Origin of the sequence: Anaeroglomus insulsum, assembly GCF_050689095.1 — a bacterium.
In the GTDB taxonomy this organism is placed as follows: Bacteria; Planctomycetota; Phycisphaerae; order Sedimentisphaerales; family Anaerohalosphaeraceae; genus Anaeroglomus; species Anaeroglomus insulsum.
Map to the genome: position 1 here is coordinate 421,362 of NZ_JBOGCL010000001.1, position 26,715 is coordinate 448,076.

At 53.3% G+C, this 26,715-nt stretch carries 22 protein-coding genes; 9 read left to right on the forward strand and 13 right to left on the reverse strand.

The window, feature by feature from the left end:
• Positions 1-79: 79 nt before the first annotated feature.
• The 3 genes from ACQ9LF_RS01760 to ACQ9LF_RS01770 form a co-directional block, all read right to left on the reverse strand.
• Positions 80-2,554 (reverse strand): 3-keto-alpha-glucoside-1,2-lyase-like domain-containing protein, encoded by a 2,475-nt coding sequence (locus tag ACQ9LF_RS01760; RefSeq protein WP_462487642.1) that lies wholly within the window; start codon positions 2,552-2,554, stop codon positions 80-82.
• A 279-nt stretch (positions 2,555-2,833) separates the two neighbouring features.
• The gene (locus tag ACQ9LF_RS01765) at positions 2,834-4,387 is read right to left on the reverse strand and encodes a sodium-dependent transporter (RefSeq protein WP_462487643.1); all 1,554 of its coding nucleotides are present in this window, start codon (positions 4,385-4,387) and stop codon (positions 2,834-2,836) included.
• Positions 4,388-4,458: 71 nt separating this feature from the next.
• Complete coding sequence (locus ACQ9LF_RS01770; protein ID WP_462487644.1) at positions 4,459-5,292, reverse strand: amidohydrolase family protein; 834 nt, start codon at positions 5,290-5,292, stop codon at positions 4,459-4,461.
• A 140-nt stretch (positions 5,293-5,432) separates the two neighbouring features.
• Between ACQ9LF_RS01770 and ACQ9LF_RS01775 the strand changes: the two genes are divergently transcribed.
• From ACQ9LF_RS01775 to dtd, 6 genes are all read left to right on the forward strand, one after another.
• Positions 5,433-5,825, forward strand: a complete 393-nt coding sequence (locus tag ACQ9LF_RS01775) for a zf-TFIIB domain-containing protein (protein WP_462487645.1) — start codon at positions 5,433-5,435, stop codon at positions 5,823-5,825.
• Positions 5,826-5,901: 76 nt separating this feature from the next.
• Entirely contained in the window at positions 5,902-6,459 is a 558-nt protein-coding gene (locus ACQ9LF_RS01780; RefSeq protein WP_462487717.1) for a LemA family protein, read from the forward strand.
• 62 nt (positions 6,460-6,521) lie between these two features.
• Positions 6,522-7,730 carry a M48 family metallopeptidase gene (locus ACQ9LF_RS01785; protein WP_462487646.1) on the forward strand — a complete coding sequence of 403 codons (1,209 nt, stop codon included), beginning with the start codon at positions 6,522-6,524 and terminating at the stop codon, positions 7,728-7,730.
• Positions 7,731-7,744: 14 nt separating this feature from the next.
• On the forward strand, positions 7,745-10,435 hold the full coding sequence (locus ACQ9LF_RS01790; protein ID WP_462487647.1) for a right-handed parallel beta-helix repeat-containing protein: 2,691 nt from the start codon (positions 7,745-7,747) through the stop codon (positions 10,433-10,435).
• A 21-nt stretch (positions 10,436-10,456) separates the two neighbouring features.
• Positions 10,457-11,572, forward strand: coding sequence for an aldo/keto reductase (locus ACQ9LF_RS01795; protein WP_462487648.1), 1,116 nt, complete (start codon positions 10,457-10,459; stop codon positions 11,570-11,572).
• Positions 11,573-11,577: 5 nt separating this feature from the next.
• A complete protein-coding gene (gene dtd / locus ACQ9LF_RS01800) occupies positions 11,578-12,027 on the forward strand; it encodes a D-aminoacyl-tRNA deacylase (RefSeq protein ID WP_462487649.1) in 450 nt (149 codons plus the stop codon).
• 168 nt (positions 12,028-12,195) lie between these two features.
• Here dtd and ACQ9LF_RS01805 read toward each other — a convergent pair whose 3' ends face one another.
• Positions 12,196-12,471 (reverse strand): acylphosphatase, encoded by a 276-nt coding sequence (locus ACQ9LF_RS01805; RefSeq protein ID WP_462487650.1) that lies wholly within the window; start codon positions 12,469-12,471, stop codon positions 12,196-12,198.
• Positions 12,472-12,543: 72 nt separating this feature from the next.
• Between ACQ9LF_RS01805 and ACQ9LF_RS01810 the strand changes: the two genes are divergently transcribed.
• Genes ACQ9LF_RS01810 through ACQ9LF_RS01820 form a run of 3 tightly spaced genes read left to right on the forward strand, consistent with a single transcriptional unit; the run spans position 12,544 to position 14,785 of the window.
• The gene (locus tag ACQ9LF_RS01810) at positions 12,544-13,263 is read left to right on the forward strand and encodes a DUF1638 domain-containing protein (RefSeq protein WP_462487651.1); all 720 of its coding nucleotides are present in this window, start codon (positions 12,544-12,546) and stop codon (positions 13,261-13,263) included.
• Complete coding sequence (locus ACQ9LF_RS01815) at positions 13,263-14,216, forward strand: metallophosphoesterase (RefSeq protein WP_462487652.1); 954 nt, start codon at positions 13,263-13,265, stop codon at positions 14,214-14,216. Before ACQ9LF_RS01810 ends, ACQ9LF_RS01815 begins: the two co-directional genes overlap by 1 nt.
• A complete protein-coding gene (locus tag ACQ9LF_RS01820; protein WP_462487653.1) occupies positions 14,213-14,785 on the forward strand; it encodes a manganese efflux pump MntP in 573 nt (190 codons plus the stop codon). The genes ACQ9LF_RS01815 and ACQ9LF_RS01820 overlap by 4 nt, the downstream gene beginning before the upstream one ends.
• Before the next feature lie 516 nt (positions 14,786-15,301).
• Here the strand turns inward: ACQ9LF_RS01820 and ACQ9LF_RS01825 are convergent.
• The 9 genes from ACQ9LF_RS01825 to ACQ9LF_RS01865 form a co-directional block, all read right to left on the reverse strand.
• Positions 15,302-15,874 (reverse strand): tellurite resistance TerB family protein, encoded by a 573-nt coding sequence (locus ACQ9LF_RS01825; protein ID WP_462487654.1) that lies wholly within the window; start codon positions 15,872-15,874, stop codon positions 15,302-15,304.
• Between the two features lie 79 nt (positions 15,875-15,953).
• The gene (locus ACQ9LF_RS01830; RefSeq protein ID WP_462487655.1) at positions 15,954-17,759 is read right to left on the reverse strand and encodes a family 43 glycosylhydrolase; all 1,806 of its coding nucleotides are present in this window, start codon (positions 17,757-17,759) and stop codon (positions 15,954-15,956) included.
• 106 nt (positions 17,760-17,865) lie between these two features.
• Positions 17,866-18,807: a calcium/sodium antiporter gene (locus tag ACQ9LF_RS01835; RefSeq protein ID WP_462487656.1), complete on the reverse strand. Its 942-nt coding sequence runs from the start codon at positions 18,805-18,807 to the stop codon at positions 17,866-17,868.
• A 96-nt stretch (positions 18,808-18,903) separates the two neighbouring features.
• Entirely contained in the window at positions 18,904-19,377 is a 474-nt protein-coding gene (locus ACQ9LF_RS01840) for a hypothetical protein (protein WP_462487657.1), read from the reverse strand.
• Positions 19,378-19,449: 72 nt separating this feature from the next.
• Positions 19,450-19,755, reverse strand: coding sequence for a hypothetical protein (locus ACQ9LF_RS01845; protein ID WP_462487658.1), 306 nt, complete (start codon positions 19,753-19,755; stop codon positions 19,450-19,452).
• A 122-nt stretch (positions 19,756-19,877) separates the two neighbouring features.
• On the reverse strand, positions 19,878-21,179 hold the full coding sequence (locus ACQ9LF_RS01850; RefSeq protein WP_462487659.1) for a TRAP transporter large permease: 1,302 nt from the start codon (positions 21,177-21,179) through the stop codon (positions 19,878-19,880).
• Positions 21,176-21,694, reverse strand: a complete 519-nt coding sequence (locus ACQ9LF_RS01855) for a TRAP transporter small permease (protein ID WP_462487660.1) — start codon at positions 21,692-21,694, stop codon at positions 21,176-21,178. The genes ACQ9LF_RS01850 and ACQ9LF_RS01855 overlap by 4 nt, the downstream gene beginning before the upstream one ends.
• Positions 21,691-22,707, reverse strand: a complete 1,017-nt coding sequence (locus ACQ9LF_RS01860) for a TRAP transporter substrate-binding protein (protein WP_462487661.1) — start codon at positions 22,705-22,707, stop codon at positions 21,691-21,693. Before ACQ9LF_RS01860 ends, ACQ9LF_RS01855 begins: the two co-directional genes overlap by 4 nt.
• Before the next feature lie 492 nt (positions 22,708-23,199).
• The gene (locus ACQ9LF_RS01865) at positions 23,200-26,526 is read right to left on the reverse strand and encodes a LamG-like jellyroll fold domain-containing protein (RefSeq protein WP_462487662.1); all 3,327 of its coding nucleotides are present in this window, start codon (positions 26,524-26,526) and stop codon (positions 23,200-23,202) included.
• Positions 26,527-26,715 lie beyond the last annotated feature (189 nt).

Here is a 26,715-nt window from a genome sequence, read left to right on the forward strand (position 1 = left end):
CAGATTCGTCCATGAGGCATAAAAAACGGATTCAACCCCATATGCGGGCGTTGAATCCGTTTTTGTTTTGAGTCAATCCTTATTTAACAGCCATCGCGTCCAGATTCGGTCCGGCGCCAATCGCCACCACCTTCACGGAGTTCTGACCCTTTCTCAGCGTCGCGGTCATATCCACCGTCTTCCAGTCGGTAAAGCCTTTGGTCGCGGCAAATTCAATCCGTCCCGCATCCACGCCGTTGACAATCAGATTGCACGGCCGATTGTTGGGTGTGGCATAACGGAACGTCAGCGTAACCTGGCCGTCTTTGTCGCCCAGTACGTTATCCCATTCGATGGAGCTTCCCGCATCACCAAAATCGGCAAACCCCGTCCCCTGATAGCCAGCCTGATTATCGGCCTTGCTGCAGCCGACCATTTTGGCGGATTCGGCTTCATAAATTGCCCCGTCCATCTTGGACGGAATTGGTGCGGCCTTGGCATTTTCACGGTGCGGATAATACACTTCGCCGCCAGAGCCGAGGTCCTTGATGCGCAGATTGCGGAATTTATAAACCAGCCCCTCTTCACCATGATGCTGGATGCCAATATGACCAGCCAGATCCATCTCATCGTGAATATCAGTGGTCAGCACATCATTAACGTAAATCTGGATATGCGAACCCACGCAGACGATGCGATAGCGGTTCCATTCGCCCTGCTTGTAGCATTCTCCGGCACGGGCACGGAACGCGGCAATGGAGGCATTCTTTTCTTCTTCCGTGTCGGCTTTGTCACGGTTGGGCGAAATAAACCACATCCGGCGTCCTTCATCATATAAGCCCCCGGACCACTTGCGGTCCGCCGTATCCACTTCGGCCTGATACCCCCAGACCGAATTTTTCTTCTTTTGGCAACGGAACATAAAGCCGGAATTGCCTTCGTTGACCGGCATTTTGATTTCGCCTTCAAAGACAAAATTGGCATACTCTTTTTTGGTCACGAGGAACCACTTGCCTTTATCGGTGGTCAGATGGACCTCACCATCCACATACTCGGCCTTGCCCCAGTCATACGGATTTTCCCAGTTGGCCAGCGTCTTGTCCGCCAACAGATTTTCCCATTCAACCGCATCGGGGGACTTGATCTGCGATACCTTGGATTTGACCAGCTGCTGCTTGTCGTAAGCTTCCCATCCGGCACGAACCTCGGGACCTTTGAGCATTTTGTTGGCCTCGGGATGATTGGTAATTGCCATCGCATCCGCATCGTACTGGAGCGTGCCGCCAAAACGCTGTCCGATGCAGCCCAGGCACAACAGTTCCGCCAGAGGAGCCGCAATTTCAAATCGCGAGTTGGCCTGCTCCAGCCCCTGACAGGCATTCAGGAAGTTCTGGAAATGATTCGGCAGTCTGCCTTCGGGCCTTGGCAGCTTGCCAGCTTTGTTCAGCTCATCCATTTTCGCAGCCGGGATGATTTTGTAATCGGCACCATGGCTGACGCCGCGGATGACATAATCTTCGGTATAAATCAGCGATCCGACCATGCCGAGTTTTTCGGTATAACCTTCAGGCGCGGCCGGCACATTCCCCTGACCATCATACCATTTTAATTCGACCGGCGGCATTCCCTCGCGGGCCCTGAACTTGAATGTAATGACTGAGCCTTGCGGATAAATCAGGTCACTGGGGCCTTTGAGCTCTGTGGTAATTTCATAGGGTTGGCCCAGTTTCAGATAACGGTGAACGGCATCAAGAATATGCGCTCCCCAGTCGCCCATGGCACCGCAGCCGAACTCAAACCAGCAGCGCCAGTTGCCGTTGACTAACTTTTCACTGTAGGGGCGGAACGGCCGGCGGCCCAGCCACTGATCCCAGTCATAGCCGATCGGCGGGATTTCTTCCGGATAGGCTTTATCAGTCCAGCCATGCCAGCGACGGCTGTTAGCCATCCAGGCGTCAATCCGTTTGACATTCTTGACCAGCCCCGCCTCGACCCACTGGCCGAACTGAATCGTGCCGGCCCCGGAATGGCCCTGATTGCCCATCTGCGTAACAACCTTGCACGCCCGGGCCGTTTTTTCCAGCAAGCGGCATTCATAGACGTTCTGGGCCATCGGTTTTTCGACATAGACATGTTTGCCCAGCAGCATCGCGTGCATCACCGGGGCAAAATGGGCATGGTCCGGCGTACAGATGACCACCGCGTCAATCTTCTCATGCATCTGCTCGAACATCTCCCGGTAATCCCGGAAACACGGGACATCGGGGTAATTTTTCATCTTGAAATCATGCGTGGTAAAGGCCACATCGGCAAAGGCGGTAAATTCGACCTGCTTATCCGTAAATCGACGAAATTCATTGTGAACCTCGTTGCCACGGTTGAAAACGCCGATTTGGGCGATGCGAATCTTCTGTCCGGGCGGCACGATACGGGGTTTGAACACCGGCTGGATATCCTCTGCCGCAAACAGACCGCCCTTGCTGAACATCAAAATCGGGGGGGTAAACAGGATGGTTTTTAGCAGGTTACGACGGGAGACCTGGGTTAATTCCGACATTTCACTACGCTTGGTCATGAAAAACCTCCACACGCATGGATGACCCTGCCGCAGGCGACAAGGTTCAATCCGGCACCAATAATACGGTTTATTTTCTTACAGCAATAAAATAACTCACATCGTGAGAAAAATCCAGCAAGAATACCGTTTCCCCAAAAAAATTGTCCCCGAAACCGCACCTTAGCCTATATCACTTATTGTTTCGTTTCCCGCTGAACAGCGTGCGTACCATACAATACACAAACAGCCCCAGAATCACTCCCCAGCTTATCAGCATGAAAATCCATCCGGCCGTTGTCATGAAGTTTCCTCCGAGGGATGACGTCGTTTCCAGACCACCCATATCATAATCAATAAGAATGCAAACAGGCCCATCAGGCCGATGCGGGTCATCAGCACAAACGGCCGGTTAGCCTCTTCCACCTCGTCCATCAGCAATTTTGACTTCCATTCCTGCCAGACCCAGACGCCGATAATCGTCAGCAGCATCAGCGGTGTTACATACTTGATAATCCAGCGATAAAAACCCGGAATGCGAATATCCGACCCCTGATGCAGTTCCGTCCAGGCCCGGTCGATCCCGAAAACCCAGCCGAACAAAATCGCCTCAATCGTCCCGAAGACCACCAGGCTGACCGAGGTCCCCCAGAAATCCATCTCGCCCAGCACGCCGTTGCCCAGGAAGAAAATCACCGGCTGGCACAAAATAAAAGTTATCGTCGCAAAAATAATAATCGCCTCGCGGCGGCTCAGGTCGAATTCATCCTCCAGAAACGCAATGGCCGGCAAAGCCAGGGAAATCGAACTGGTCACACCGGCAATAAACAGCAGGAAAAACCACATCGCGGCAAAGATGCTTCCATAGGCCATCTTCTCAAAAATCAGCGGCATGGTGATAAAGCCCAGGTCAAACAACCCCTGCCCGGCAATGGCCTGTGTAGCCTGGGGGCCTAAAAACGCAAATGCCGCGGGAATCACAATGCTGCCGCCCAGAATCACCTCGGCCATTTCATTGGTGGTCGCCGCCGTCAGCCCGGACAGGGCCACATCATCCTGCCTGGTCAGGTAGCTGGCATAGGTCAAAATGACGCCAAAGCCGACACTCAGGGTAAAGAATATCTGCCCCGCCGCCGCCAGCCAGACCTTGGCTTCTTTGAGTTTTTCCCACTGCGGATTCCACAGAAAACCCATGCCCGCGATGGGATTCCATTCGGGCCTGGCCGAGTCCGGCGCCCCCAGCGTCAGGACCCGCACCACCAGAATCACCGCCAGCCCAAACAAAACCACCAGCCCCCACTTGCAGACCCGCTCAATCCCCCCGCGTATGCCAAAACACAGCACGGTGATATTCGTGATAAATGTAAGCAAAAAAAAGAGATACGCGGTTCCGAGACCGGAAAAATATTCATTGTGAGCCAACCCTTGATAGCCCTTGAGAAATTCTGCCAATTGCGTCGAGTCCGTACATGCAGCGTACCGTCCCGTCACCGAAAAAACGCCATATCCCAATAGCCACGATTCAATATAGGTATAATAGATGAAAATAACCGTCGGACCGAAGATGCCAATGACGCCGAAATATTTGATGAAGCGGTTCTTCTGCCACATCGTCTGAAACACACCCGGGGCGGTGCTATGCTCAAAACCGCCGCCGAATCGCCCGATGGTCCACTCAATCCACATCAGCGGCAACCCCAGCAGCAGGAAAGACACAAAATAGGGAATCATAAATGCCCCGCCGCCGTTATCGGCAGCAATGCCCGGAAACCGAAGGAAATTGCCCAGGCCCACGGCACTGCCTGCCACCGCCAAAATCACCCCCAGCTTGCTTCCCCAATGTTCACGACTCATACGATTGCACGTCAAAACAGATTCATCATGCAAAAAAAGACCGCTAAAAAGCGGTCTTACGGTATATATCTTTATTTCAGGCCCAGAGCGGCCAAGCTGTCGCGTTCAATCACACTGCGAAGCTTTTCCCGCGGGACCTGCGGCAGATGTGTATCCGACAGCATCTTGTTAAAGCCCAGCAGGGCCTCGATGCAGGTCTGCGGCAGGGCATATGGATACCCGCTGCCGAACAGCAGCCGATCCATCACCCCGGCCTCATACGCCGACATCACCAGGTTATACACCTCCCAGACCTTCTGCGGGATAATCGTTAAATCGGCGAATACATTTTCATGCTTGCCCAGCAGACACCAGGTCTGCTCGATAAAGGGAAATCCCATCCGCCCAACAACGATTTTCAGCGTCGGAAACGTCCGGGCAATCTCATCCAACTGGAACGGTCGGGCATAATCCATCACCGCCTGCTGGCTGAATGGCGGACAATTATGGAAGAAAATCGGCAGATTCAGCTCTGCCGCTGCCTCATAGAGATTCATCGCCTGACTGTGGGCCGGATGAAACCGCTCCTCGGCACAATATAGAACAAGACCGCGAAGGTCCTTATCTAAAACCTCTTTTTTCAATTGCCGGACGGTCACCGGGTCTTCAGTAGGATTGATGGTGGCAAAACCTACCGCTTTGCTGTTTTGCCGAACATAGTCTGACAGAGCCTCATTAGCACTGCGGCGGTCGCCCTGACAGCCGGCCAGAACAATGCAGGCATCCAGATCTTTGCAGGCACTGCGATGCTCCTGCGGCGAAATCCGCGTCCCATCAGAATATAAATGTGTATGACAATCGACTATCATGAGCAACTTTTCCCGGGTTGTCTGTTCGAAATTCAAGGCAACTTCAATTCCTGTCACAATTTGAACCATATTATGACGATTGCGTCCAAAGTCAAGACAAAACGACGTCGGATTTCAGGACATTGGGCAGCGTAAACCTTGACAAACTCCGCCAAAAGGACTACCATATTCCCTGCTATCCACAAGAAAGGATTACTATGGATTGCGTCAATTGCAAACAACCCATGATTACGGCCGAATTGGAGCATGTCGAAATCGACTTTTGCGGGACGTGCGGGGGAATCTGGCTCGATGCCGGCGAATTGGAGAGTTTACTGTCCGATGAAACCCAGGCCCGCCAGGTGTTATCTTCTCTCACAGTGGCCCCGAATTGCACTGAAACCGCACGAAAATGTCCGATTTGTCGAAAAAAAATGGAAAAAGTCAACGTCGGGGATGTCCATAATAAGGTCCTGCTGGATCGCTGTCTGGTCCATGGCCTGTGGTTTGACCGGGGGGAATTGACCCGGGTACTGGAGAACGGACAAGTGGACTCGGATGGAAAAGTCGTACGGATGTTAAAAGAGATGTTTGGAGACCTAAAATCTTAGGTATTTGCAAGCCTTATGCAACACTTGCAAACCCTAAAATTCTGAAAGGAGATTAAGAATGGCTGGATTAGGTGCAATGGTCATGATGATTCTGCTGCTGGGCGGTCTGGTTCTGGTAGCGGCGGTGGTTGTCATCGGCATTTACAACGGGCTGGTCGGCGGACGCAACCAGGTGGACAACGCCTGGTCACAGATTGATGTCCAGCTTAAACGGCGGCACGACCTGATTCCCAACCTCGTCGAAACCGCTAAAGGCTATATGCAGCACGAACGACAGACCCTGGAATCCATCACTCAGGCCCGCAGCCAGGCGATGGGAGCGAAAAACGTCGCCGAGGCGGCCAAAGCCGAGGGTGCCCTGACCGAAGCCCTGAGCAAATTTATGCTGGTGGTGGAAAACTATCCGGACCTGAAGGCCAATCAGAACTTCCTGTCATTGCAGGAAACCCTGACCAGCACGGAAAACAAGATCGCCTTCGCCCGCCAGGCTTACAACGATGCGGTGCTGAGCTATAACAACAAGATCCAGATGTTCCCAAGCAATATCGTGGCCGGGATGTTCAACTTTACCAAACGCGATTTCTTTGAAATCGAAAGCCCCGCTGAACGCGAAGTGCCAAAAGTAAAATTCTGATTTCTCTTCACTTGGCGTTTCGAATTTAGAGTTTAGAGTTTAGAATTTAGAATTTTTCACAGATGTGGGAACAGATACGGATTAACAAACGCAACTCGATGATTCTGCTGACGGCCATGGCCGGTCTGCTGCTGGGACTGGGAGGGTTGCTGGGCTACGCCTTCCTCGGCCCGCAGGGTGTCAGCGTCGGCATCCTGATCGCAGGCGGAGTCTGGCTGCTGTTGACACTCATCAGTTTTTCTTCAGGCGACCAGATTCTGCTGGCTTCCAGCGGTGCTGTCGAAGTCACGCCCGAAGTCCATCCGATGCTATTTAACATCGTCGAAGAAATGAAAATTGCCGCACAGCTTCCGGCCATGCCCAAAGTCTATATCATCCCTGACCCATCCCCGAATGCCTTTGCGACCGGTCGCAATCCGTCCAAAGCAGCCGTCGCGGTTACCGAAGGTCTGCTGGCCAAACTCAACCGCGATGAACTTCAGGGCGTCATCGCCCACGAAGTCAGCCATATCGTGCACCGGGATATCCTGTTTGTCACCCTGGCCGGTATCATGCTGGGCACCATCGTCCTGCTGGCCGATGTCTTTTTGCGGGGCACGATGTATGGCTCCCATCGACGGTACTCCAGCCGCGGCAATAATAACGCACAGGGTTTGATGATTATCATCGCCCTGATAGCCGCGATTCTGGCACCGCTAATGGCCCAGATTCTCTATTTTGCCCTGTCGCGCAAGCGGGAATTTCTGGCCGATGCGGGCGCTGTCCGTCTAACGCGTTATCCGGAAGGGCTGGCCAGTGCCCTTGAAAAAATTACCGGCAGCAACATCCCGATGGAAACCGCCAATAAAGTAACCGCTCCGATGTATATCTCCAGTCCGTTTCGGGGCAGACAGGCCAGTTTGTTCAGTACCCATCCTGCTCCCGAGGAACGCATTCGTATCCTGCGGGCGATGATGCACGGTGCCAATTACCAGGATTACGAGCAGGCCTATCGTTCGGTGACAGGCAAATCCGGCATCATTCCTGCCTCGGCTCTGAATCACTCCGAATCCATCCCCACCCGGCAGGCCGATATCCGGTCCCAGCCGCAGTCGCAGGCCACTGACAAGGCCCAACAGCGCATTCGCCTGGGCGACTTCATCCGCCAGCAACAGGGGTTTGCCTTTATTGACTGCTCCTGCGGCGTCAAACTCAAACTGCCGCCGAATCTGCCAACCAACCGAGTGCAATGTCCGCGGTGCAAAACCGTTCACACCGTCACTCAATCTTAACAGCGAGAAATCTCATGACTCATCGATGTCAAGTCATCAGCATTGCCCTTGCGGTAATGCTGGTCGTGTCTGCGCACACCACAGCCGTAACCGTCTATGTCAGCCCCGACGGCAATGATGCCTGGTCGGGTATGTATGACAAACCCAACCTCGACAAATCCAACGGCCCTCTGGCCACGCTGACTGCCGCACGCGATGTGATTCGCAAACTGCGAGCGGGAGAACCCAATGAAACGCCTGTACGCATCATCGTCTGCGATGGAATTTATACGATGACGCAGACGCTTGAGCTGACCGCACAGGACAGCGGCCAGCCGCAAACACCGGTGGTCTATCAGGCCGCTGCCGGAGCCAAGCCTGTCTTTAGCGGAGGCGTGGCCATCACTGGCTGGCAGCCGCATCAGGATGGCATCTGGAAGACCCACCTGCCCGAAGTCGCCCATGGAAAATGGTATTTCGAGCAGCTGTTTGTCGATGGCAGGCGGGCGGTACGGGCACGAACGCCCAACGAGTTTTATTATTATATGCAATCCGTACGAGAGACCCGCCTGGAAAACGACCGAGCCGTCCAGACCATCAAGCTGCATCCGGAGACCACTGCTGCACTGGCCGGCATCGACGCCAAATCCCTCAATGATGTTCAAATGGTCGCCTATCACAAATGGGATATCACGCGGAAGTTCCTGCGAGACCTGGACATCCATCGAAACGCCATGCGAATCGAAGGCGGCCTGATGAAATCGTGGAATCCCTTGACTGCCGACACGCCGTTTTTCTTTGAAAATGCGATGGCGTTTCTGGACACCCCCGGCGAGTGGTTTCTGGCCCGGGATGGCTGGCTGTATTATAAACCTCTGCCCGGCGAAGACATGGCCAACGTGCAGGTCATCGCCCCGCGGCTGGAGCAATTTATCCGCATCCAGGGCAGCCCCGCCGACAACCAGATCGTCGAACATATCCAGTTCAAAGGGTTGGCATTTGAACACGGCCAGTATCTGTCCGGCCCGGAGGGCTTCGAGCCGCAACAGGCCGCTGTACAGATTGGCGCCGCTGTCCATGCCGACGGCGCCAGGAATATCGTCTTTGAAGACTGCCGCATCGCCCACATCGGCACCTATGCCATGTGGTTCCGTGACGCCTGCACGACATGCACCGTCAGACGCTGCCATATTACCGACACCGGCGCCGGCGGCATCAAAATCGGCTCAACGGCTATCGCCGCCAATCTGGCCGACCAGACCAGCCATATCCTCGTGGATAACAACATCCTGCATGCAATGGGCTATCTGTTTCCCTGTGCCGTGGGCGTCTGGATCGGCCACAGCCCCGACAATATCATCACCCACAACGAAATCGCCGACCTGTATTATACCGCCGTCTCGGTCGGCTGGCGATGGGGTTACGACCACAGCCCGGCCAAACGCAACCGCATCGATTATAATTACCTCCACCATATCGGCTATGGCGTCCTGAGCGATATGGGTGCGGTTTATACCCTCGGTCCCTCCGAAGGCACCACCGTCAACCACAACGTGATTCACGATGTCTATGCCTTTTCCTATGGCGGCTGGGGGCTTTACACCGACGAAGGCAGCAGCAATATCGAGATGGCCTATAACCTCGTGTATCGGACCAAGACCGGCGGCTTTCATCAGCACTTCGGCAAAGACAACCACATCCATAACAACATCTTCATCGACAGCGAACTGGCCCAGCTTCAGGCCTCGCGCGTCGAAGAGCATCTGTCGTTTATCTTCGACAGAAACATTATTTATTTCGAAAAGGGCGCCCTGCTCAACGGCCCCTGGGACCGTATCAGGGTACAGATGGATAACAACTGCTACTATCGGGCCGACAGCGGCACGTTTGATTTTGCCGGCATGACCTTTGAACAGTGGCAAAAACTCGGCCGCGATACGCATTCAATTATCGCCGACCCGAAATTTACCGACATTTCCAAATTCGACGGTAAACTGGCCGCGGATTCGCCGGCTTTTAAGCTCGGATTCAAAGCCTTCAAAGCCGACGATGCAGGCGTCTATGGGCCCATGGACTGGGTCAGGCTGGCGAGGTCAATCCCTGTTAAGCCATTAAAAATCGCACCACCCCCGCCGCCGGTGGCCATTGACGACGATTTTGAAGACTACGCTCCCGGTGCTGCCCCTGCCGCTGAAAATCATGTCGAAAACAAAGGTGATGCGATTGTCATCACCGACGACACCGCCGCCGCAGGCAAACACTGTCTCAAGATTCAGGATGCCGCAGGTCTGTCTCAGCGTTATAATCCGCACCTGGTCTATCGCTGCAATTATCCCGACGGCACCGCCGACTGCAGCTTTGACCTGAAAGTCACTGACGGCTGCGACATCGTCATTGAGGGACGGGATTACAACAAGCCCCCATATCAAACCGGGCCAAATCTGTCGATTCGCGATGGACAATTGCACATTCCCGGCAAATCTCCGGTCGCCCTGCCCGCCGATACATGGATTCACGTCCAGCTCCATCTGGAACTGACTGGGCAGCAATGGTCAATCACCTGGACGCCTGCCGGTCAATCGCCCCAGAGCATCGAAAAGATGCCGATGCTGTCAAAAGATTTTCACACCCTGCAATGGGTAGGATTTATCAGCAATGCAGACGCGGCAACCACGTTTTATCTGGACAATTTCAAGCTGTATTATACAATTTCAGAATCAAAGTAACCAAAGTGTATGGAATCATAAATGATTACGAAACCTTACGGCAGCCTTGGATTTTCAGTCAGCGCCATCGGCTTTGGCGGGATGCGATTTGACCTCAATTGCACCGACGATGCCAATGCCGAATTGCTCCGCTATGCTTTCGACAAAGGCATCACCTATTTTGACACCGCACCCGACTACTGCAAGGACCGCAGCGAGGACATTTACGGCCGGGCCTTTGCCGCGATGAAACCCCGGCGGAATCAGTTCTTTGTCTCCACCAAGGGTTTGCCCGAAGATTACGACACCGCAGAAAAATCCATAAAGGCCGTCGAAAAATCCCTGTCCCGTCTCAAATGCGACTATATCGATTTCTATCATGTCTGGTGCATCCGCCGGATGGAAGAATACGACCTTGCCATGCGGCCCGGCGGCCAATACGAAGGCCTGCTGCGCTGTAAAGAAAAAGGACTCATCCGCCATATCGTCGTCTCGTCCCACCTCCGCGGCCCGGAGATTGTCAAATTGATTGACAAACATCAATTCGACGGAATTTTAATCGGGATCAATATCCTGAATTTCCTGTACCGCTGGGAAGGTGTCGAGGCGGCACATCGGGCCGGGATGGGCGTAGTTGCGATGAATCCGCTGGCCGGCGGCATCATCCCCACTCACGAAAAACAGCTTGCCTTTCTGGCAGGCCCCGGCGAAACCGCAACCGAAGCGGCGATTCGCTTCTGCGTTGGCTGCCCGCAGATTACCGTCACCCTGGTCGGCTTTACCACCCGTGAGCATATTGACACCGCCTGCCGCGTGGCCAACAGCGCCCAGCCGTTCTCGCAAGAGGATATCCAGCGTATCCGACGCCATGTTACAAAGAATATGGACCGCCTCTGCACCGGCTGCGGCTATTGCATGGGCCGATGTCCCAAAGATATCCCGATTGCATCGTATATGCAGTATTACAACGAGAAAGTCCTCGTCGGCAAGACCGACAGCGAAATGGCCAAAGGTCTGGACATACAAAAGAAATGGGGCATCCTCGTGGACCGCAGGGCCGAAGCGAAAGACTGCGTCCAGTGCGGCCGCTGCGAACTGGCCTGCACCCAGCATCTGGATATTGTTCGCCGCCTGGAAAAAATCGCCACATGGGAATAAACATTATGCGAGCTGTAGTACAACGCGTCAAACAGGCCTCCGTCACTGTTGAGGGCCAAATCACCGGCGAGATTAAGCAGGGCTTGCTGGTCTTTCTGGGGGTCGGGCCAGACGATGGTCCGATGGATGCGGCTTATATCACCGACAAGATTGCCAATCTGCGGATTTTCGCTGACGATGGCGGCAAGATGAATCGCAGTGTGCAGGATATCGCCGGCGGCATCCTCCTGATCAGCCAGTTTACCCTGTTCGGCGACTGCCGCAAGGGACGCAGGCCGGATTTCTCACAGGCCGCCCCACCCGCCCTGGCCAAAGCCCTCTACGAACAGACCATCGAAACCCTCCGCGGCCTGGGCATCCCCGTCCAGACCGGCATCTTCGCCGTCGACATGCAAATCGACTCCACCAACGACGGCCCCGTCACCATGCTGCTCGACAGCAAAAGATTATTCTGAGAAAAAACCGGCATGATGCAGCGTGCTTTTACGAAAATCGTATAAAACAATCAATTTTTGTGACCCCAAAGGGGTCGTATAAAATAGCCGGGGGTGGAAACCCCCGGTTGCGTATATCTTTCTCGAACAAGCCCCAGCGGGGCGACACAAATGCGTCTTTAGAGCCTTCTAAAACGTAATCTCAAACTCCGTCCAGTTGGGGTTATACACCATCGGCGAAATAGTCACACTCCGGATATAGCCGCCGAAATACTCCTGAATCTCGTCGATGCACGCCTGAACATCCGCCTCAGTTCCCTGCAGCACGGCCTCGACCGAACCATCGTCCTGATTGCGGACATACCCCGTCACCGGATAACCGCGCACGATATTCCGGGTGGTATAGCGAAATCCCACGCCCTGCACGTGCCCCCGAAAAATAACCTGTCTGGAAATATTGGACATAAGCATCATTGTAAAAGGAAAAAGGAAAAATGAAAATGGAAAAAATCCCTCTTTTCCGCTACAATTTCCGCCATGCGTCTGAAATTTATCGTCTGCAAGGTCATCCAGAAAGAAGCGTACACCGTCGCGGCCCGCAGCGGCAATATCGTGGATATCATCCTGATGCCGCAGGGTTTGCACAATACGCCGGACATCCTCCGCGCCGAGGTCCAGAAAGAACTCGACAAAACCTGCGACAATCAGGGAAATCCCTATGACGCGATGCTGCTGGGCTATGGCCTGTGCGGCAATGGCACCGTCGGCCTGCGGGCGGCCATCAAAACCATCCTGCCCCGCGCCCACGACTGCATCACCCTGCTGCTCGGCTCACGGGAGGCCTACCAGAACTACATCGACTCTCACCGCGGCGTCTATTGGTACAGCGACGGCTGGATCGCCACCGGTACCATGCCTGGCCGGGACCGATACGAACGCCTGCTGGCTGACTATTCCGAAAAATACGGCCCCGACAATGCCCAGTATCTGCTGGAGATGGAGCAGACCTGGATGAAGGAGTATAACTGGGCGGTCTATATCGACTGGCATCTGGCCGGAGCCGACCAGCAGTCCGATTATACTCGCCGCTGTGCTGAGTATCTGCACTGGCAATACGATCACGTCGAAGGCAGCCCGGGCCTCATGCAGCGATTGGTTGATGGCGACTGGAACGATCGCGAATTTTTGATCGTCCCGCCCGGCGGACGCATCGTCGAAGACCTCACCCATCCCGATATAGTCAAGGCGGTCTCATAATGCAGGAACCGCTGTCATTCATTCTTCCGGTGTTACTCTTTACGCTGCTGCTGGCGGCCATATTTAGTATTGAATTCATTCAACTGCTGCGCTTTTTCATACAGCGGCTAAAAAAACAACCCACCCAGAGGATACTGACCTCACGCGGAATGATTATTAATCATATTCTATGTCTGATTGCCCTGGTTTGTCTGCTCTATGGCTACTTTATCGAGCCGTATCGTCTGGAAGTTGTCACCGTCCGGCTCGAAACCGACAAACTGGTCAACACCTCTCTGCGGATTGTCCAGATTTCCGACCTGCACTGCGAAGGCAAGGTTCGTCTCGAACCCCGCTTAGCCGGGATTATCAATCCGCTAAATCCTGACCTGGTCGTCTTCACGGGTGATGCCATCAACTCCCCCGCAGGACTGGATCTGTTCCGCAAAACACTGACAGGCCTCAACGCCTCCATCGGCAAATTCGCCGTCACCGGAAACTGGGACACCAAACGCATGACCGACCTGGACCGCTTCGCCGGCACGGGCTTTGAAGTTCTCAATCAGGACGTGCGGTTCCTCGAAAAAGACGGCGAAACCTTCTGTATCGCCGGCCTGGGCTATATGCACGGTCCCCACAGCGGCCCGGTCATCACCAAACTCAAGCCAGAATTCTTCACCGTGTTTTTATTCCATACCCCCGACTTTATCGTCTGGCTTAAAGACCTGCCGATTGATTTATATCTGTGCGGCCACACCCACGGCGGACAGGTCGCCCTGCCGGTCTGGGGAGCTATCACCACCATGTCAATGACCGGCAAATCCTTTGAACGCGGATTAAATCAATACGGACCTATAACGATGTACACCAATCGCGGCATCGGCCTGGACGGCGGCTGGCTGCCGCGGGTGCGTTTTCTGGCACGGCCGGAAATTACGGTGTTCGATATCATTCCCCGCAAGGCAAAACAATGACTGGATTGGAATTAATTTCGGTTTCCGGCATCGGCGTCGGCCTGGCAATGGACGCCTTCGCTGTCTCGGTTATCACCAGCAGCCTCTATCGCCAGCTCCATATCGGCCACGCCATTCGCATGGCCCTGTTTTTCGGCAGCTTTCAGGCGCTAATGCCCTTCCTCGGCTGGATTCTCGGAGAAAAATTAATCAGCTATATCACTTCGTATGACCACTGGCTGGCCTTTATCCTGCTGACCCTTATCGGCGGCAAAATGATTTATGAGGCATTTCAAATCAAAGAAGTCGGTCAAAAACCGCAAGACCCGTCCAAACTCGGTGTCCTGCTGGCCCTTAGCATTGCCACCAGCATCGACGCCCTGGTCGTCGGCATCACCCTGTCGCTGGTCACCCCATCCATCTTTCAAGCCGTTACCCTCATCGGTATCATTACCTTTGTCATCTGCCTGGCAGGCTGGGAAATCGGCAAACGCCTCGGCCATTTCTTTGAAAATAAAATCGAAGTCTTCGGCGGACTCATCCTCATCGGCATCGGTCTCAAAATCCTGCTGACCCACCTGCTGCAGTAAATCCGCACCAAAAAGAATTCGACTCATATCTGCCTGCTATTTTGAGTTTCGGTGAGCTAAAGATACCAAATCAACCGCTTGTTTTTTTGATCGAAGAATAAATACACCACTGGGTATATCAACTTGGACTAAACGATACGACTTGTCATACCCGCGGAGGCGGGTATCCAGTTTTAGTGTTCTGCTCCGAATTTCCGCTTTCACACGATTGACAATGTGAAATTTACTGATCGTACTTGAAATTTTCCGGTTCTTCGCGGTTAAGTACAGCAGCTTCAATCACTTGCTTCTTTTACTCACGGAATAATCATACCTTTAAGGTATAATTTGATTTGTTGACAAATATGTATGCATTAATACAAGTCCACTATATGATTATCATATAGTGGACTATGTGATTTACATAGAAATTCTCGCTTTTTGATACATTAATCCAATATGGCCAGAAAAAATCATCGATTTACAGACACTTTGCGATAGATTTTGTAATTCAAATATCCAACTCGTATTTAGATATTACTCAAACATCGATTCCAGCCGATCCAGAACGCGATGCTCCGCATCCGATATCTTGCTGCCAAATCCCAGAAAACCGCCTGCAGCCTGGGCAATCTGCCGGGCATGGCCAATCAATTCCTGTTTGAGATTGTTCTTCTGTTCAGCCGTCAGCGTCTCGCAAAGCCCCTGAATATAGTGCATCCAGGCATCCAGCAGCTCCGGCGACGGGCGATGCTCCATCCACTGTTTGAGCAAGGCAAAATCAATGCTGTCTTTGGCAAAAAAAGACCTGGCCGCCGCATCCAGAATCGCCGCCTTTTCCCGCTCATCCACATAGCCATCCGCCCAGGCCACCTCAATCAGTGGTATTAACGCCAGCGACGCCAGAACCTCCGGCCGGATATTCATCTGCACAAACGTCTCCAATATCTGGTCATTGGTAATACCCGAAACCCGGGCCAGAGCCTCTTTGGTCTCTTTCATCGCCTCCATCCGATGATATTCTTCGGTCAGAATCGCATCTTGCCGGAGAAAAAACAAATCTTCCAGTTTGCGGCTGTATTTGGTCTGAAAAAATTTAGGTCTATTCATCACAATCCTGTTGAGCTTGTCACTCTGTTAAACTTATTTTACTGTTACGGTTCTACGAGAAAACCCCTGGTTTGTTTGCTTATTTTTGTATCACTGCCGATTCATATACATCCACCGGCAAAATATTGCCTTCAGCATCGAACCGCATCGGGCTGATACACGTCTCGCGTTTGTAACCGGTCCCGCCAGGGATAGCAAAGCGGTGATAGACGATAAAATACTCATCCTTGCCCGGCACCTGCACCACCGAGTGATGGCCCGCCCCCAGCACCATCCCCTTGGCTTTCAAAATCGGATTGTCCTTGGCCTTGATAAACGGCCCCATCGGCGAATCCGAAACCCCGTACGCCACACTATACCGCGGGTCACGCGTATCATGCTCTGACCACATCAGATAATACTTGCCCTTGCGTTTCAGAACAAAGCTGCCCTCATTAAACCCTGGCGGTGTAATCCGCTTCATCCCGGCCGGATCATAGGAAATCATATCGTCATTGAGCTTGACCGCCATGCAGTTGCCCTGCCCGAAATACAGATACGCCGACCCGTCGTCATCCACAAAGACCATCGGGTCAATCGACTGGCAGGGATATGCCCCCTTGGCAACCAGCGGTTTGCCCAGCGGATCCGTAAACGGCCCTGTGGGAGACTCAGCCACCGCGACTCCGATTTGCTGAGCCGCCGAATAATAGAAATAGTACTTGCCATGCTTGCTTGCAATGGCCGGTGCCCAGGCATACCTGTCCGCCCACGACACATCCACCCCCAGCCGCAGGATGACACCGTGATTCTGCCAGTGAACCAGGTCCGTTGAAGACATACAGCTAAACGACGTCGAAGACCATCCCTCGTTGCCGTCGGTAGTCGGATAAAGATAATACCGCCCGCCAAACACCGCAATATGCGGGTCCGCATGATACCCCGGCACCACCGGCGCCGGCGGCAGCTTAGCCTTGCGGGCCTTTAGTGCATCCACAATCGCTGCATCCACCGCCAGCACAGTTCCATGCCGCTGTCCCCTGACCGGCCGAATCTGGTCGCTGATATCGGCCCAGCCCCCATCGCCGGACTTCCGCATCGCACCATATCGGCCATCGCTATAGAAATCGTAATATAAAACGACATCCTCACCCACCCGGGCCATCGTCGGCCCTTCCGCCCGCTGCGTCAGCAGCGGCACCGGATTGACCGTATAAGGCCCCCGCGGGTCATCTGCCGTCGCCTGCCAAATCGGTCCCCACTTGCCTTTGGCCTGCATATCGCCTTCCTTGAAAGTCAGCACAAACTTGCCGCCAACCTCCATTATCGTTGCATCAATATGGTCAAACCCCGGCTCCAGCAGCACCTTAGGCTCACTAAACGTCTCGAAATCCTTGGTCGTAACAAAATACGTGCGGTTGTTCATCCGATCCTGTGACACGGTTTCAGCAAACCGCCCCGCCACATCCGACGACCAGGTGATCATATATTCGTCGCGTTTGGCATCATAAAACGTCTCCGGCGCCCAGCAATTCTTCGTCCCCTCCACCTTGCCCATTACCGGGATATATTTCTGCTGAGACCAGTTCACCAGGTCTTTGGAGCGGGCATAACCAATCCCGTTATCATTCCAGCCGGTCGTCCAGACCAGATGAAACACCCCGTCCGGCCCCCGCAAAAGATGCGGATCACGCATCAGCTTGCTGCCCACCTCCGGCACCAAAAACACCTCATCCAGGTCTGTCCACCGCAGCCCATCACTGCTGTATGCCAGATGCAGCCCGTCGCCATTGTCTCGAAACGAAGTAAATAGATAGGCCTGCTCTACCCCGAAAGCAATCCCGGCAAAAGCAAGCAAACTAACCGCCAAAATCCGTCGCATGTTTATGCAAAACAAACCATTCATACCATTTTCCTTATAAATCAATGAAAGGAACCGGTTCAGACATCTTGCCCTCAAGCATAATTTATCCGCAACTTTCCGCAAGTTTTTTCTCGTTGCTCACGCCAATTTACGTCGGCCATAGATAGGCCAGATAAAGTCCGTAGCACAGCAGATAGACGCCCCCTTCCCAGCGATCCAGCCGAAACCGCGACCACATAAATGGAAGCGACAGTACCGCCATGCTCAGCATCATCAGCAGGTCCACGTTCGTCAACCCTGGCGACGAATAGGGCTTCACCAGAGAGGACAACCCCAAAATTGCCAGAATATTAAAAATATTCGAGCCAACCACATTGCCGAGGGCAATCTCCGGCTGTCGCCGAATCGCCGCCACCACCGATGTCGCCAACTCCGGCAGACTGGTCCCCGCACTGATGATCGTCAATCCAATCACCGCCTCGGAAATGCCGAAATACTGCGCCACACGAATCGACCCGGCAATCAGGGACTTGGATCCCAATACCAGAAAGACCAGCCCCGCCAGAATCAATCCTCCAATCAGCAACAAACCTTTGGGGCCATCGCTGACTTCCACAGACACTTCCCCGGCGAGCGACTGGTTGGGCTCACGTTTGGCCTGATAAAACGTCCACACCGTATAAAGCACCGCCCCGCCGAACAGAATCGCACCTTCCAGCCGTGACAGTGCCAAATCCCGAAGGAACAACATACACAAAAGCGAAACCGCAATCATCACCGGCACATCCCAGCGAATCAACTGCCGGCTCACACTGATCGGACAAATCAGAGCTGAAACACCCAAAATAAGCGAAAGATTGAACGAATTGGATCCCACGACATTGGTCACCGCAATATCGCCCAGATTATTGATCGCCGCTTGCGTACTGACGGTCAGCTCCGGCGCGCTGGTGCCATACGCAACCACCGTCAACCCAATCACCAGCGGTTGCACCCCCATACGAATCGCCAGAGACGAGGCACCCTTCACCAGCCACTCAGCCCCGAAATACAGCAGCACAAGGCCGATGCCAATCAAAACAATAGACATAGACTATCCTTGATAATACAGCAAATCGAAATCGTCCTGAACAGAACTGGAGGATAAATGCCGAATTGCCGCTGATCCTTTCATTGTACTGATGAATTAACGTGCAAAATGTTCCGCTTTCAGGTCCACTTCAATCTGGCCGGGCGGAAAATCCATTGCTACCGGCTTGTCGGTCGGATACACACCCAGCACCATCAGAATCTTAGACCCAATTGACTGCTGCTTTTTCCAGTTTTGGAATGCATTTTCCAATTGTTTTTTCATCGGCAGGTCGTGCTGGACCTCCTGGAGGACACTTAAGCCCCCTTCAATCCGACCGGCCAGCAGCATCGCCGCCGCCAGATTCAATTTGGTCGTATCCGAGACGCCAGGTTTGATGACAACAGAATTTTTTTGATACACTGCATCCAATAAAACCGAAACCGCTTTTTCAGCATTGCCCTGACGCATATAGCAGACAGCCAATGCATTCTGTACCCAGTTTGTCTTGTCTGGAATAGCAAGTAAAATCTTTAAGGCATCCTCTATCTTATTTTGGCTAATCAAATGTCCAATTTGTGCAGCGTTCATAGACTATTTCCGTACAAAGTTTAGGTTGAATATCGATTATTGTATGACACGACCCCGGCGTACAGAGAAAGCTCAAATCTGGAGCTGACAATCCAGCGAAATCAATGTCGATTCCAGAGGATTAAAGGAATGACAAAACGTGCGGACCGAGTAGCCCGAAACCGCTATCCGATGAAAACCCATCGCAGGCATGACAACCCAGCCGGACAAGGATAAATCCCCGCCCGAACGAACGCGGCTATGGGATTGATCATACATGACCAGAGAAACCGTTACCATCGCGGCACGAATGCCGGCCTCGGTGCTTTTCTCAGAATTGTCGGTCAATGGGCCGGTATGCCCGCTCAGCAGTATTCCGCCAGGCAGCAAAACCGCCATAACCCATATCATGATTCTGGAATATCGTCTCATATTGTCCAGCTTTCAATCCATGACACTGTAGCATACAAGACTGATAAATCAATCTTTTTCGTCTTGTATACCGTTCACTGTTGCTGGTGCTAGTTCCCCAGGCCTCGCACCACGCTGGGCAACCACAGTGACAGCCACGGCAGGTAGGTAATCGCCATCAGCGCCGCAATCATCGCAACAAAGAACGGCAGCAGGCTCGGCAGCGCCTGGGCAATACTGATGCGTCCCACGCCGCAGCCTATAAACAGACATGTTCCCACCGGCGGCGTACACAGCCCGATACACAGGTTGGCAATCAGAATCATCCCGAAATGCACCGGGTCAATCCCCAGCTTGATCGCCACCGGCAGAAAGATCGGCGTAAAAATCAGCACCGCCGGCGTCATATCCATAAAGATGCCCACCAGCAGCAGGATCAGATTGATAATCAGCAGCAGTACCATTTTATCATTCGACAGCGACAGCATCGCCGCACTGACATTCTGCGGAATATTCTCGCGGGCCATCACCCAGCTCATCGCCGTCGAACAGCCCACCAGCAGCATGACCACCGCCGTCGTCTTGGCCGAGGCCAGCAGAATCCGGGGCAGTGCTGAAAGTTTCACTTCCCGATAAATCAACACTGTCAGAAACAGCGCATAGGCCACTGAGACCGCTGAGGCCTCCGTCGCCGAACAAATCCCGCCCAGGATCCCATACAGTACAATTACAATCAACAGAAGACTTGGCACCGCTTCGCCAAAAGTACTCAGAATCCGTTTCAGCGACGTTGTCTGCGCCCCGCCGTACCCGCGAAACCGGCAAATCAACCCGCTGGCAACCATCAGACACAAGCCCATCAGCAAGCCCGGCAACACTCCTGCCATAAACAAGTCCGCCACCGACACACTGCCGGCCACCACCGCATACACAATCATCACATTGCTCGGAGGAATCAAAAGCCCGGTCGTCGCCGCTGTCGAGGTCAGCGCCACATTGAAGGCCTTGTCGTACCCCTGCCGGTTCATCTGGGGAATCATAAAACCACCCACCGACGACACCGCCGCGGCCGCAGACCCCGAAATCGACCCGAACATCATACAGGTTAACACGTTGACATAACCCAGCCCGCCTCGGCACCAGCCCACCGCCGCCGATGCAAAATCAATCAGCCGACGGGCCATGCCGCCTTCGCCCATCAAATACCCCGACAGGATAAAAAACGGTATTGCCAGCAGCGGGAAACTTTCCACCCCGCCGGCCATCCGCTGGGCCACAATATACGATGATTCCACATTGCCAATCGCCAGCACTGTCAGAAACGACGCCGCCCCGATGCAAATCGCAATCGGCACATTCATCAGCAGCAGCACCGCAAAACTAATCACCAGAATCAGGATTTCTTCAATCATTGTGCGGCCTCCCCTTGCTTATTTCGGGCATTCAACAGGTCAAGAATATGCTCCATCGCAAACAGCACCATAAAACACCCGCTGATGGGAACAACGATGTACTTATACCCTGCCTGGATCTTCAACGCCGGCAGCGTCTGTCCCGACTCCAGCGTCCGGCTAAACAGAATCCAGCCGCCATAGACCATCACCGCAGCCGAAAACAGCCCCACAATCAGATGCACCAGAATCTCGTTGGTCCGCTGCGCCGACGGCTCCAGCTTGCCGACAAAATAATCCACCCCCAGATGCCCTTTTTCCGCATAGGCAAGGCTGGCCCCAAGCAGCGAAATCCACATCAGCAGAATCGTCGCCACTTCCTCGGTCCAGGGGCTCTGATGCCCCATGGCATACCGGCTGAACACCCCCCACAACACATCCACCACCAGCACCGTCATAATCACAATCGCCGCCCATTGCAGCAGTTTAACCAGAACATGACGGATACCATATAATAATCGCACCAATCCATTCATTGTACCGCCTCGATTTTCTGAATCATCTCGCCAACCACTGTTCCGTCATAATCCTTGTACATCTGGCGGGCTTTCTCCTGGAATGGCTTCAGATCCGGACGATAAATCTTAACCCCAAGCTTCTGGCACTCTTGCAGGTTGCTTTCGGTCTCTTGCGCCCAGAGCTTGCGCTGATACACCACGGATTCCTCCGCCGCCTGCTTGAGCCACATCTGCACCTGAGGGGACAGCTTCTGCCACGAAACCTCGCTCATCAGCAATAAATCGGGAATACGGGTATGTTCCGTCAGCGAAAAATGCTTGCAGACTTCAAAATGCCGGTTGGTATAAAAGCTTGGGGGGTTGTTTTCTGCCCCATCCACAACTTTCTGCTGCAAGGAGGTATAAAGCTCGCCCCACGGGATCGGTGTCGGCGACCCGCCCAGGATCTCGACCATCTTCATTGCTGTTTCGCTTTTTTGAACGCGAATTTTCTGTCCCTTTAAATCATCCGGCGTCAGCACCGGCTTGGACACGGTATAAAAATTCCGACTGCCTGAATCATAATAGCAAATGCCATGCAGCCCCCTGGACGCCCCTTTGAGCAGCATATCCTGTCCGATGGGCCCTTCCAGCACTTTCCAATAATGGTCGTGGTCCCGGAAGACATACGGAATGCTGAAGACCGTCATTTCCTTGACAAAACTTTCCAGCGGCGCCGCCGAAACCTTGGCCATATCCAGCGCCCCATTCTGAAGCTGCTCAATATTTTCCGTCTCGTTGCCGAGCTGCCCGGAAGGATAAATCTCAATCTTGACCTTGCCGCCGGATAATTCCAGCATCCGCTCGGCCATCAGCACCATCCCCTTGTGCACCGGGTGGGTCGGCTCAAGACCATGCGATAACTTCAATACCACCGTACTGCCACTGTCCCGGTTTTTCATTTGTCGGATAAACACACTGAACAGCAATGTCGAAATGATAATACCAACCCCCAGCCCCACCGCGAAAAATGATACCGCTTTTTTGTCCACGTCATTCCCCTTTACTCATTGCACACCAGACCCATGCCCCGGCCTAGTTACTCAGCATTTTGGTTGCCTGTTCATATTTGAAACAATAGTGCCATTATCCGCTCTTTAGTACAACATTTCTCCTCGCCCGTCAAGAAATTTCTCACGACCTGAACCATTTCCCCTCTCACTGGTGCGTAGCATAGCCAAGCATGGCTTTTCTCTGGGTTTGAAATCATCGTTGATATTCTCGTCTTTATTTTTAGCTTTTTCAGGTAGAGTCTGGATGTTATCGATTATTGGTCAGAATAACCAAGAATCATTCGGGGATAATCCTGCAAGTCCCACTGCGGTATGAAATGACAAAAAAAGGTACTGCATCCCTCTGAATGCAGTACCTTGCTTCTGGTCGCAATAAAAAACCTTTGCTTGCCGGCTGGCCGCAGACTACCTTAAACCCATGCAATCGGCATCCCAGGGGGACAATCCCATCCGGGATTCGTCTATTGGGAACTAATCCCTCATCCAGTTTTGGGCGAATGCGGCGAATTCATACAGATCGATCAGGCAGTTGCCATCCAAATCCAGACTGCATTGGGTCTGCAGCCACCAGGCAGCAAACTCCGCCAGATCATCCAGATCCACCTGCGTGTCATCGTTCAAGTCGCCGTAAAGCAACCGCCCTGTCACCGCAATACTGTCGATGGCCATATCCCCCGTCGGCCCCCCTGCCGCTACCGCTCGGAATCGAATCCGAAGCGGTCCCGGGTAATTCATCAGATTCACAAGGCACGGCGTATACGCCTCCGACGAGGAGGCATGCTGCTGACCGCTGCGGCTCCAGATGCTGTTATGCCAGACCCCGTCATGCAAAAGATCCACATGCAGCATGCCGGTCGTCGCTCCATACATGTGGTAATAAAACGTCAGCACGCGGTGATAACCATCTATCATCGGACCTTGCAGAATGGCCGTATTCCCCGCCGTATTGGCTCCCCCCGGAGAGGTTTCCAGATACACATACCAGCTGCTTCCATTCGCCCCGCCGCTGGGACCGGTATTGGGGGTCAGGGTGCTGGACTGATTCCGAGTCCAGTTGTGAGAATCCTCGCCGGTTATGTTGATCCAGTCTCCAAATCCGCTCTCAAAATCCGCTGCACTGAGCACCACCGCACCGGGATCCATCGGCACAACCGAGACCGGACTGGATACAGGACTTTCCAGAAAGTCCTTATCCACAGCCGTCACCACATAGTAATAAGTCGTGTAGTAACGAACAACGCGATCCGTAAATGTCGGACTATTCAGCAATACCTCATTCTGGCGTGTATATCCGCCTGTCGCTTCGGTGGATCGGTATACATAATACCCCGCCAGATCACTTTCCAAGTTGGCATTCCACGTCAGACTCACAATACCATCACCGGCAGTCGCCAAAAGCCCCGAAGGTGCCGCAGGCGGAGCAGCCAGGGTTGTGACAGCAGCCTGAACAGAGTCGCCGCTTTGGCCGACACTATTGGCAGCACTGACGACATAGTAATACGTCGTCGATTCGGACAGAGTGGTATCACTATAGTCGGTTCCTGATACACTGGTAATTTGCATATATGGTCCGCCAGAGACGGTTGAGCGTTTGATGTTATAAGTCACTGCCCCAACAGAGTCATTCCACATCAGGTCAACACGGCCGGGAGATACCGCCGTTGCACTCAACCCGGTTGGCACAGACGGCGCACTCATTGGAATCTGTTCGGCATATAACATCGCCACCTCGGAGGCACTCAAGGCATTCGCATAAATCCGGAACTCATCCACACGCCCATCCAGATACGGGTCGCTGTATTGCGACCGGCCAATATAGTTTTGAGTCGTAATGCCCAGTGAGGATGGCGTCAGCGTCATCGCACTGTTGCGTCCGACCTCTACGCCGTCAACATATAGAATGCCGGTCGTACCGTCAAGCGTAACGGCCACATGCGTCCAGGCACCTGCAGGCAGGGCAGAGACACCATTGATCCGCTGTTCGCCACCAGCGCCGCCGGTAGTGATGGCAAAACGCACCGTATTGGTTGACCCGTTCCGCGGCGTCAAAAACATGTTGACAGTGGTTCCCGTGCCAAAATCAAACAGGCGGGACCAGTTGCTGAGCGTATCCAGGTAAACCCATGCGGAAATCGTACAGCTGGTCAGGCCACCAACCACACCTGTCGGTAAAGAAACATAGTCATTGGTTCCGTCCAGATCAACTGCCTTGCCGAACTTTCCAGTCGCCCATAATGGACCATTGACCAGCGTGCCGTTCCAGTTGTAGCCGGTGGCATCAAAAGCCGTTGTGCCGCCGGATTCATTGAATTTCAAATAGGTACGTACTCTGGACGGAATTGCCTCATTGCTGTTGGGACTCTCACCGTCGGGCATAGTGGCGCTGACAACATAATAGTACGTCACACCTCCGGCTACATCCGTATCGCAGAAGCTTGTTGTTGTGATGTTTGCGGCGATCACAGCATAAGGCCCGCCGCTGACGGTGGAACGTTTAATAGTATAACCGGTCGCTCCGGGCACAGCCGTCCAGGCCAGGTTGACCTGCGTATCCAGAATCATCGTCGCGCTCAATCCCATCGGGCGATTGGTCGGTGCGGCCCAGGTATAGGTCGCAAGCCAGTCAAAATAAGCTTGTGCCCCCTCTCTTGAACTCAGACTGCAATCCGCAGGAAGACTATTGTTCAGATTATCGAGAAGATCTCCAAGAAAACCGACAAGGAAGGAGACGTTACCCTGGTTATCTATGGCTTTTTTAATCGCATTGCCGAACCCCGCAGTGGTTCCATTGCACAGGTTCCAGGGGTCTTCCGGCATGGGAAACCAGAAACATTCCGTAATGATCATCGGCCACAAATCCGCAGCAGGTTTGTACTGCGAGTTCCACAGGTTCTGCACTTTCGTGGGATTGTCGAACACACCGCCATACGCCGGATAAAAATGGCAGGCGATACCGCAATTGGTTCCGGTAAAGGGATATAAGGCATGCTGATAAGGTGAACCCTGCCATTCGAGGGTCGGAACCCAGATCACGTTGTCTGCGCCCGTATCCCGAATCGCATTAATGACAGGCTGTATCCAGTTTCTGAAGGCCTCAAAGTATTTGGCCTGGTGGTTGCCCCAGTCGCCGTTGCCCGGCGAGGATTCGATATCAACCGGCTCGTTCATAAGCTCAAACATAATGTTGTCAGCGCTCTTGACGCCTGGAGCACCGGCCACTGTCTGCCAAAACGTAATTAATCGCTGCTGCTCCACAACACCCGCATTACGGGTGCCGTTATTGGGGGTGTTAATCGGCCCTGTAGCACTCAGCACCAGATACAAGCCTCGCTGCCTGAGATGGTCAGCATAGGGAACAATGAAATTTTGAATCCAGCCATTAAACTGGGTGGGATTGACCAGACCATCTTGTTGCGTCCATCCGCCAATTGCATCGGTATTGACGCGCACAAAGCTGCAATACCATCCATAATCCCGACCATATTTGGGAGAGGTATCGCTCATGACTGTCGCTGCGGCCTTCATATAGTTCAAAAAGCCGGCAACATTACCCGGATTCGTCCAGTCAGACGGGTTGCTGTACCACCGCCCTCCGCCGTTAAACCAGGTCTCGGTCGGCTGCATCCATCCATGCAGAAGCACGTTCTTGCCGCTGGGATCCTGAAGGAATCGTCCAGAAACGTGTAATTTCGGCGTCGCCATTCCTTGATAGCCATACACGCTGCCACTCCAGACAAGAACCATCAGCACAACCAGATGGTAAATGTCAGACGCTTGATATGGATTCTTTTTGATCATAATGACACCACTTATCGCCAAAGATATTTATGCAATGAGACCGATTGTCCTTGACATTTACCGATTTATCACGGCTCGGTACGGCTACTTCAACCACGTGCTTATCTTGCTCACAGAATAATCATGCCGATTAGGAATATAATTCCTGAAGGATGTACCATAAATCCGGGTTCCGGATTCCCCCAAAAA

Coding starts and splice junctions, on each gene's coding strand:
- ACQ9LF_RS01760 (WP_462487642.1), bottom strand. CDS start 2,554: ATGACCAAGCGTAGTGAAATGTCGGAATTAACCCAGGTCTCCCGTCGT.
- ACQ9LF_RS01765 (WP_462487643.1), bottom strand. CDS start 4,387: ATGAGTCGTGAACATTGGGGAAGCAAGCTGGGGGTGATTTTGGCGGTG.
- ACQ9LF_RS01775 (WP_462487645.1), top strand. CDS start 5,433: ATGGATTGCGTCAATTGCAAACAACCCATGATTACGGCCGAATTGGAG.
- ACQ9LF_RS01780 (WP_462487717.1), top strand. CDS start 5,902: ATGGTCATGATGATTCTGCTGCTGGGCGGTCTGGTTCTGGTAGCGGCG.
- ACQ9LF_RS01785 (WP_462487646.1), top strand. CDS start 6,522: ATGTGGGAACAGATACGGATTAACAAACGCAACTCGATGATTCTGCTG.
- ACQ9LF_RS01790 (WP_462487647.1), top strand. CDS start 7,745: ATGACTCATCGATGTCAAGTCATCAGCATTGCCCTTGCGGTAATGCTG.
- ACQ9LF_RS01795 (WP_462487648.1), top strand. CDS start 10,457: ATGATTACGAAACCTTACGGCAGCCTTGGATTTTCAGTCAGCGCCATC.
- dtd (WP_462487649.1), top strand. CDS start 11,578: ATGCGAGCTGTAGTACAACGCGTCAAACAGGCCTCCGTCACTGTTGAG.
- ACQ9LF_RS01805 (WP_462487650.1), bottom strand. CDS start 12,471: ATGTCCAATATTTCCAGACAGGTTATTTTTCGGGGGCACGTGCAGGGC.
- ACQ9LF_RS01810 (WP_462487651.1), top strand. CDS start 12,544: ATGCGTCTGAAATTTATCGTCTGCAAGGTCATCCAGAAAGAAGCGTAC.
- ACQ9LF_RS01815 (WP_462487652.1), top strand. CDS start 13,263: ATGCAGGAACCGCTGTCATTCATTCTTCCGGTGTTACTCTTTACGCTG.
- ACQ9LF_RS01820 (WP_462487653.1), top strand. CDS start 14,213: ATGACTGGATTGGAATTAATTTCGGTTTCCGGCATCGGCGTCGGCCTG.
- ACQ9LF_RS01825 (WP_462487654.1), bottom strand. CDS start 15,874: ATGAATAGACCTAAATTTTTTCAGACCAAATACAGCCGCAAACTGGAA.
- ACQ9LF_RS01830 (WP_462487655.1), bottom strand. CDS start 17,759: ATGAATGGTTTGTTTTGCATAAACATGCGACGGATTTTGGCGGTTAGT.
- ACQ9LF_RS01835 (WP_462487656.1), bottom strand. CDS start 18,807: ATGTCTATTGTTTTGATTGGCATCGGCCTTGTGCTGCTGTATTTCGGG.
- ACQ9LF_RS01840 (WP_462487657.1), bottom strand. CDS start 19,377: ATGAACGCTGCACAAATTGGACATTTGATTAGCCAAAATAAGATAGAG.
- ACQ9LF_RS01845 (WP_462487658.1), bottom strand. CDS start 19,755: ATGGCGGTTTTGCTGCCTGGCGGAATACTGCTGAGCGGGCATACCGGC.
- ACQ9LF_RS01850 (WP_462487659.1), bottom strand. CDS start 21,179: ATGATTGAAGAAATCCTGATTCTGGTGATTAGTTTTGCGGTGCTGCTG.
- ACQ9LF_RS01855 (WP_462487660.1), bottom strand. CDS start 21,694: ATGAATGGATTGGTGCGATTATTATATGGTATCCGTCATGTTCTGGTT.
- ACQ9LF_RS01865 (WP_462487662.1), bottom strand. CDS start 26,526: ATGATCAAAAAGAATCCATATCAAGCGTCTGACATTTACCATCTGGTT.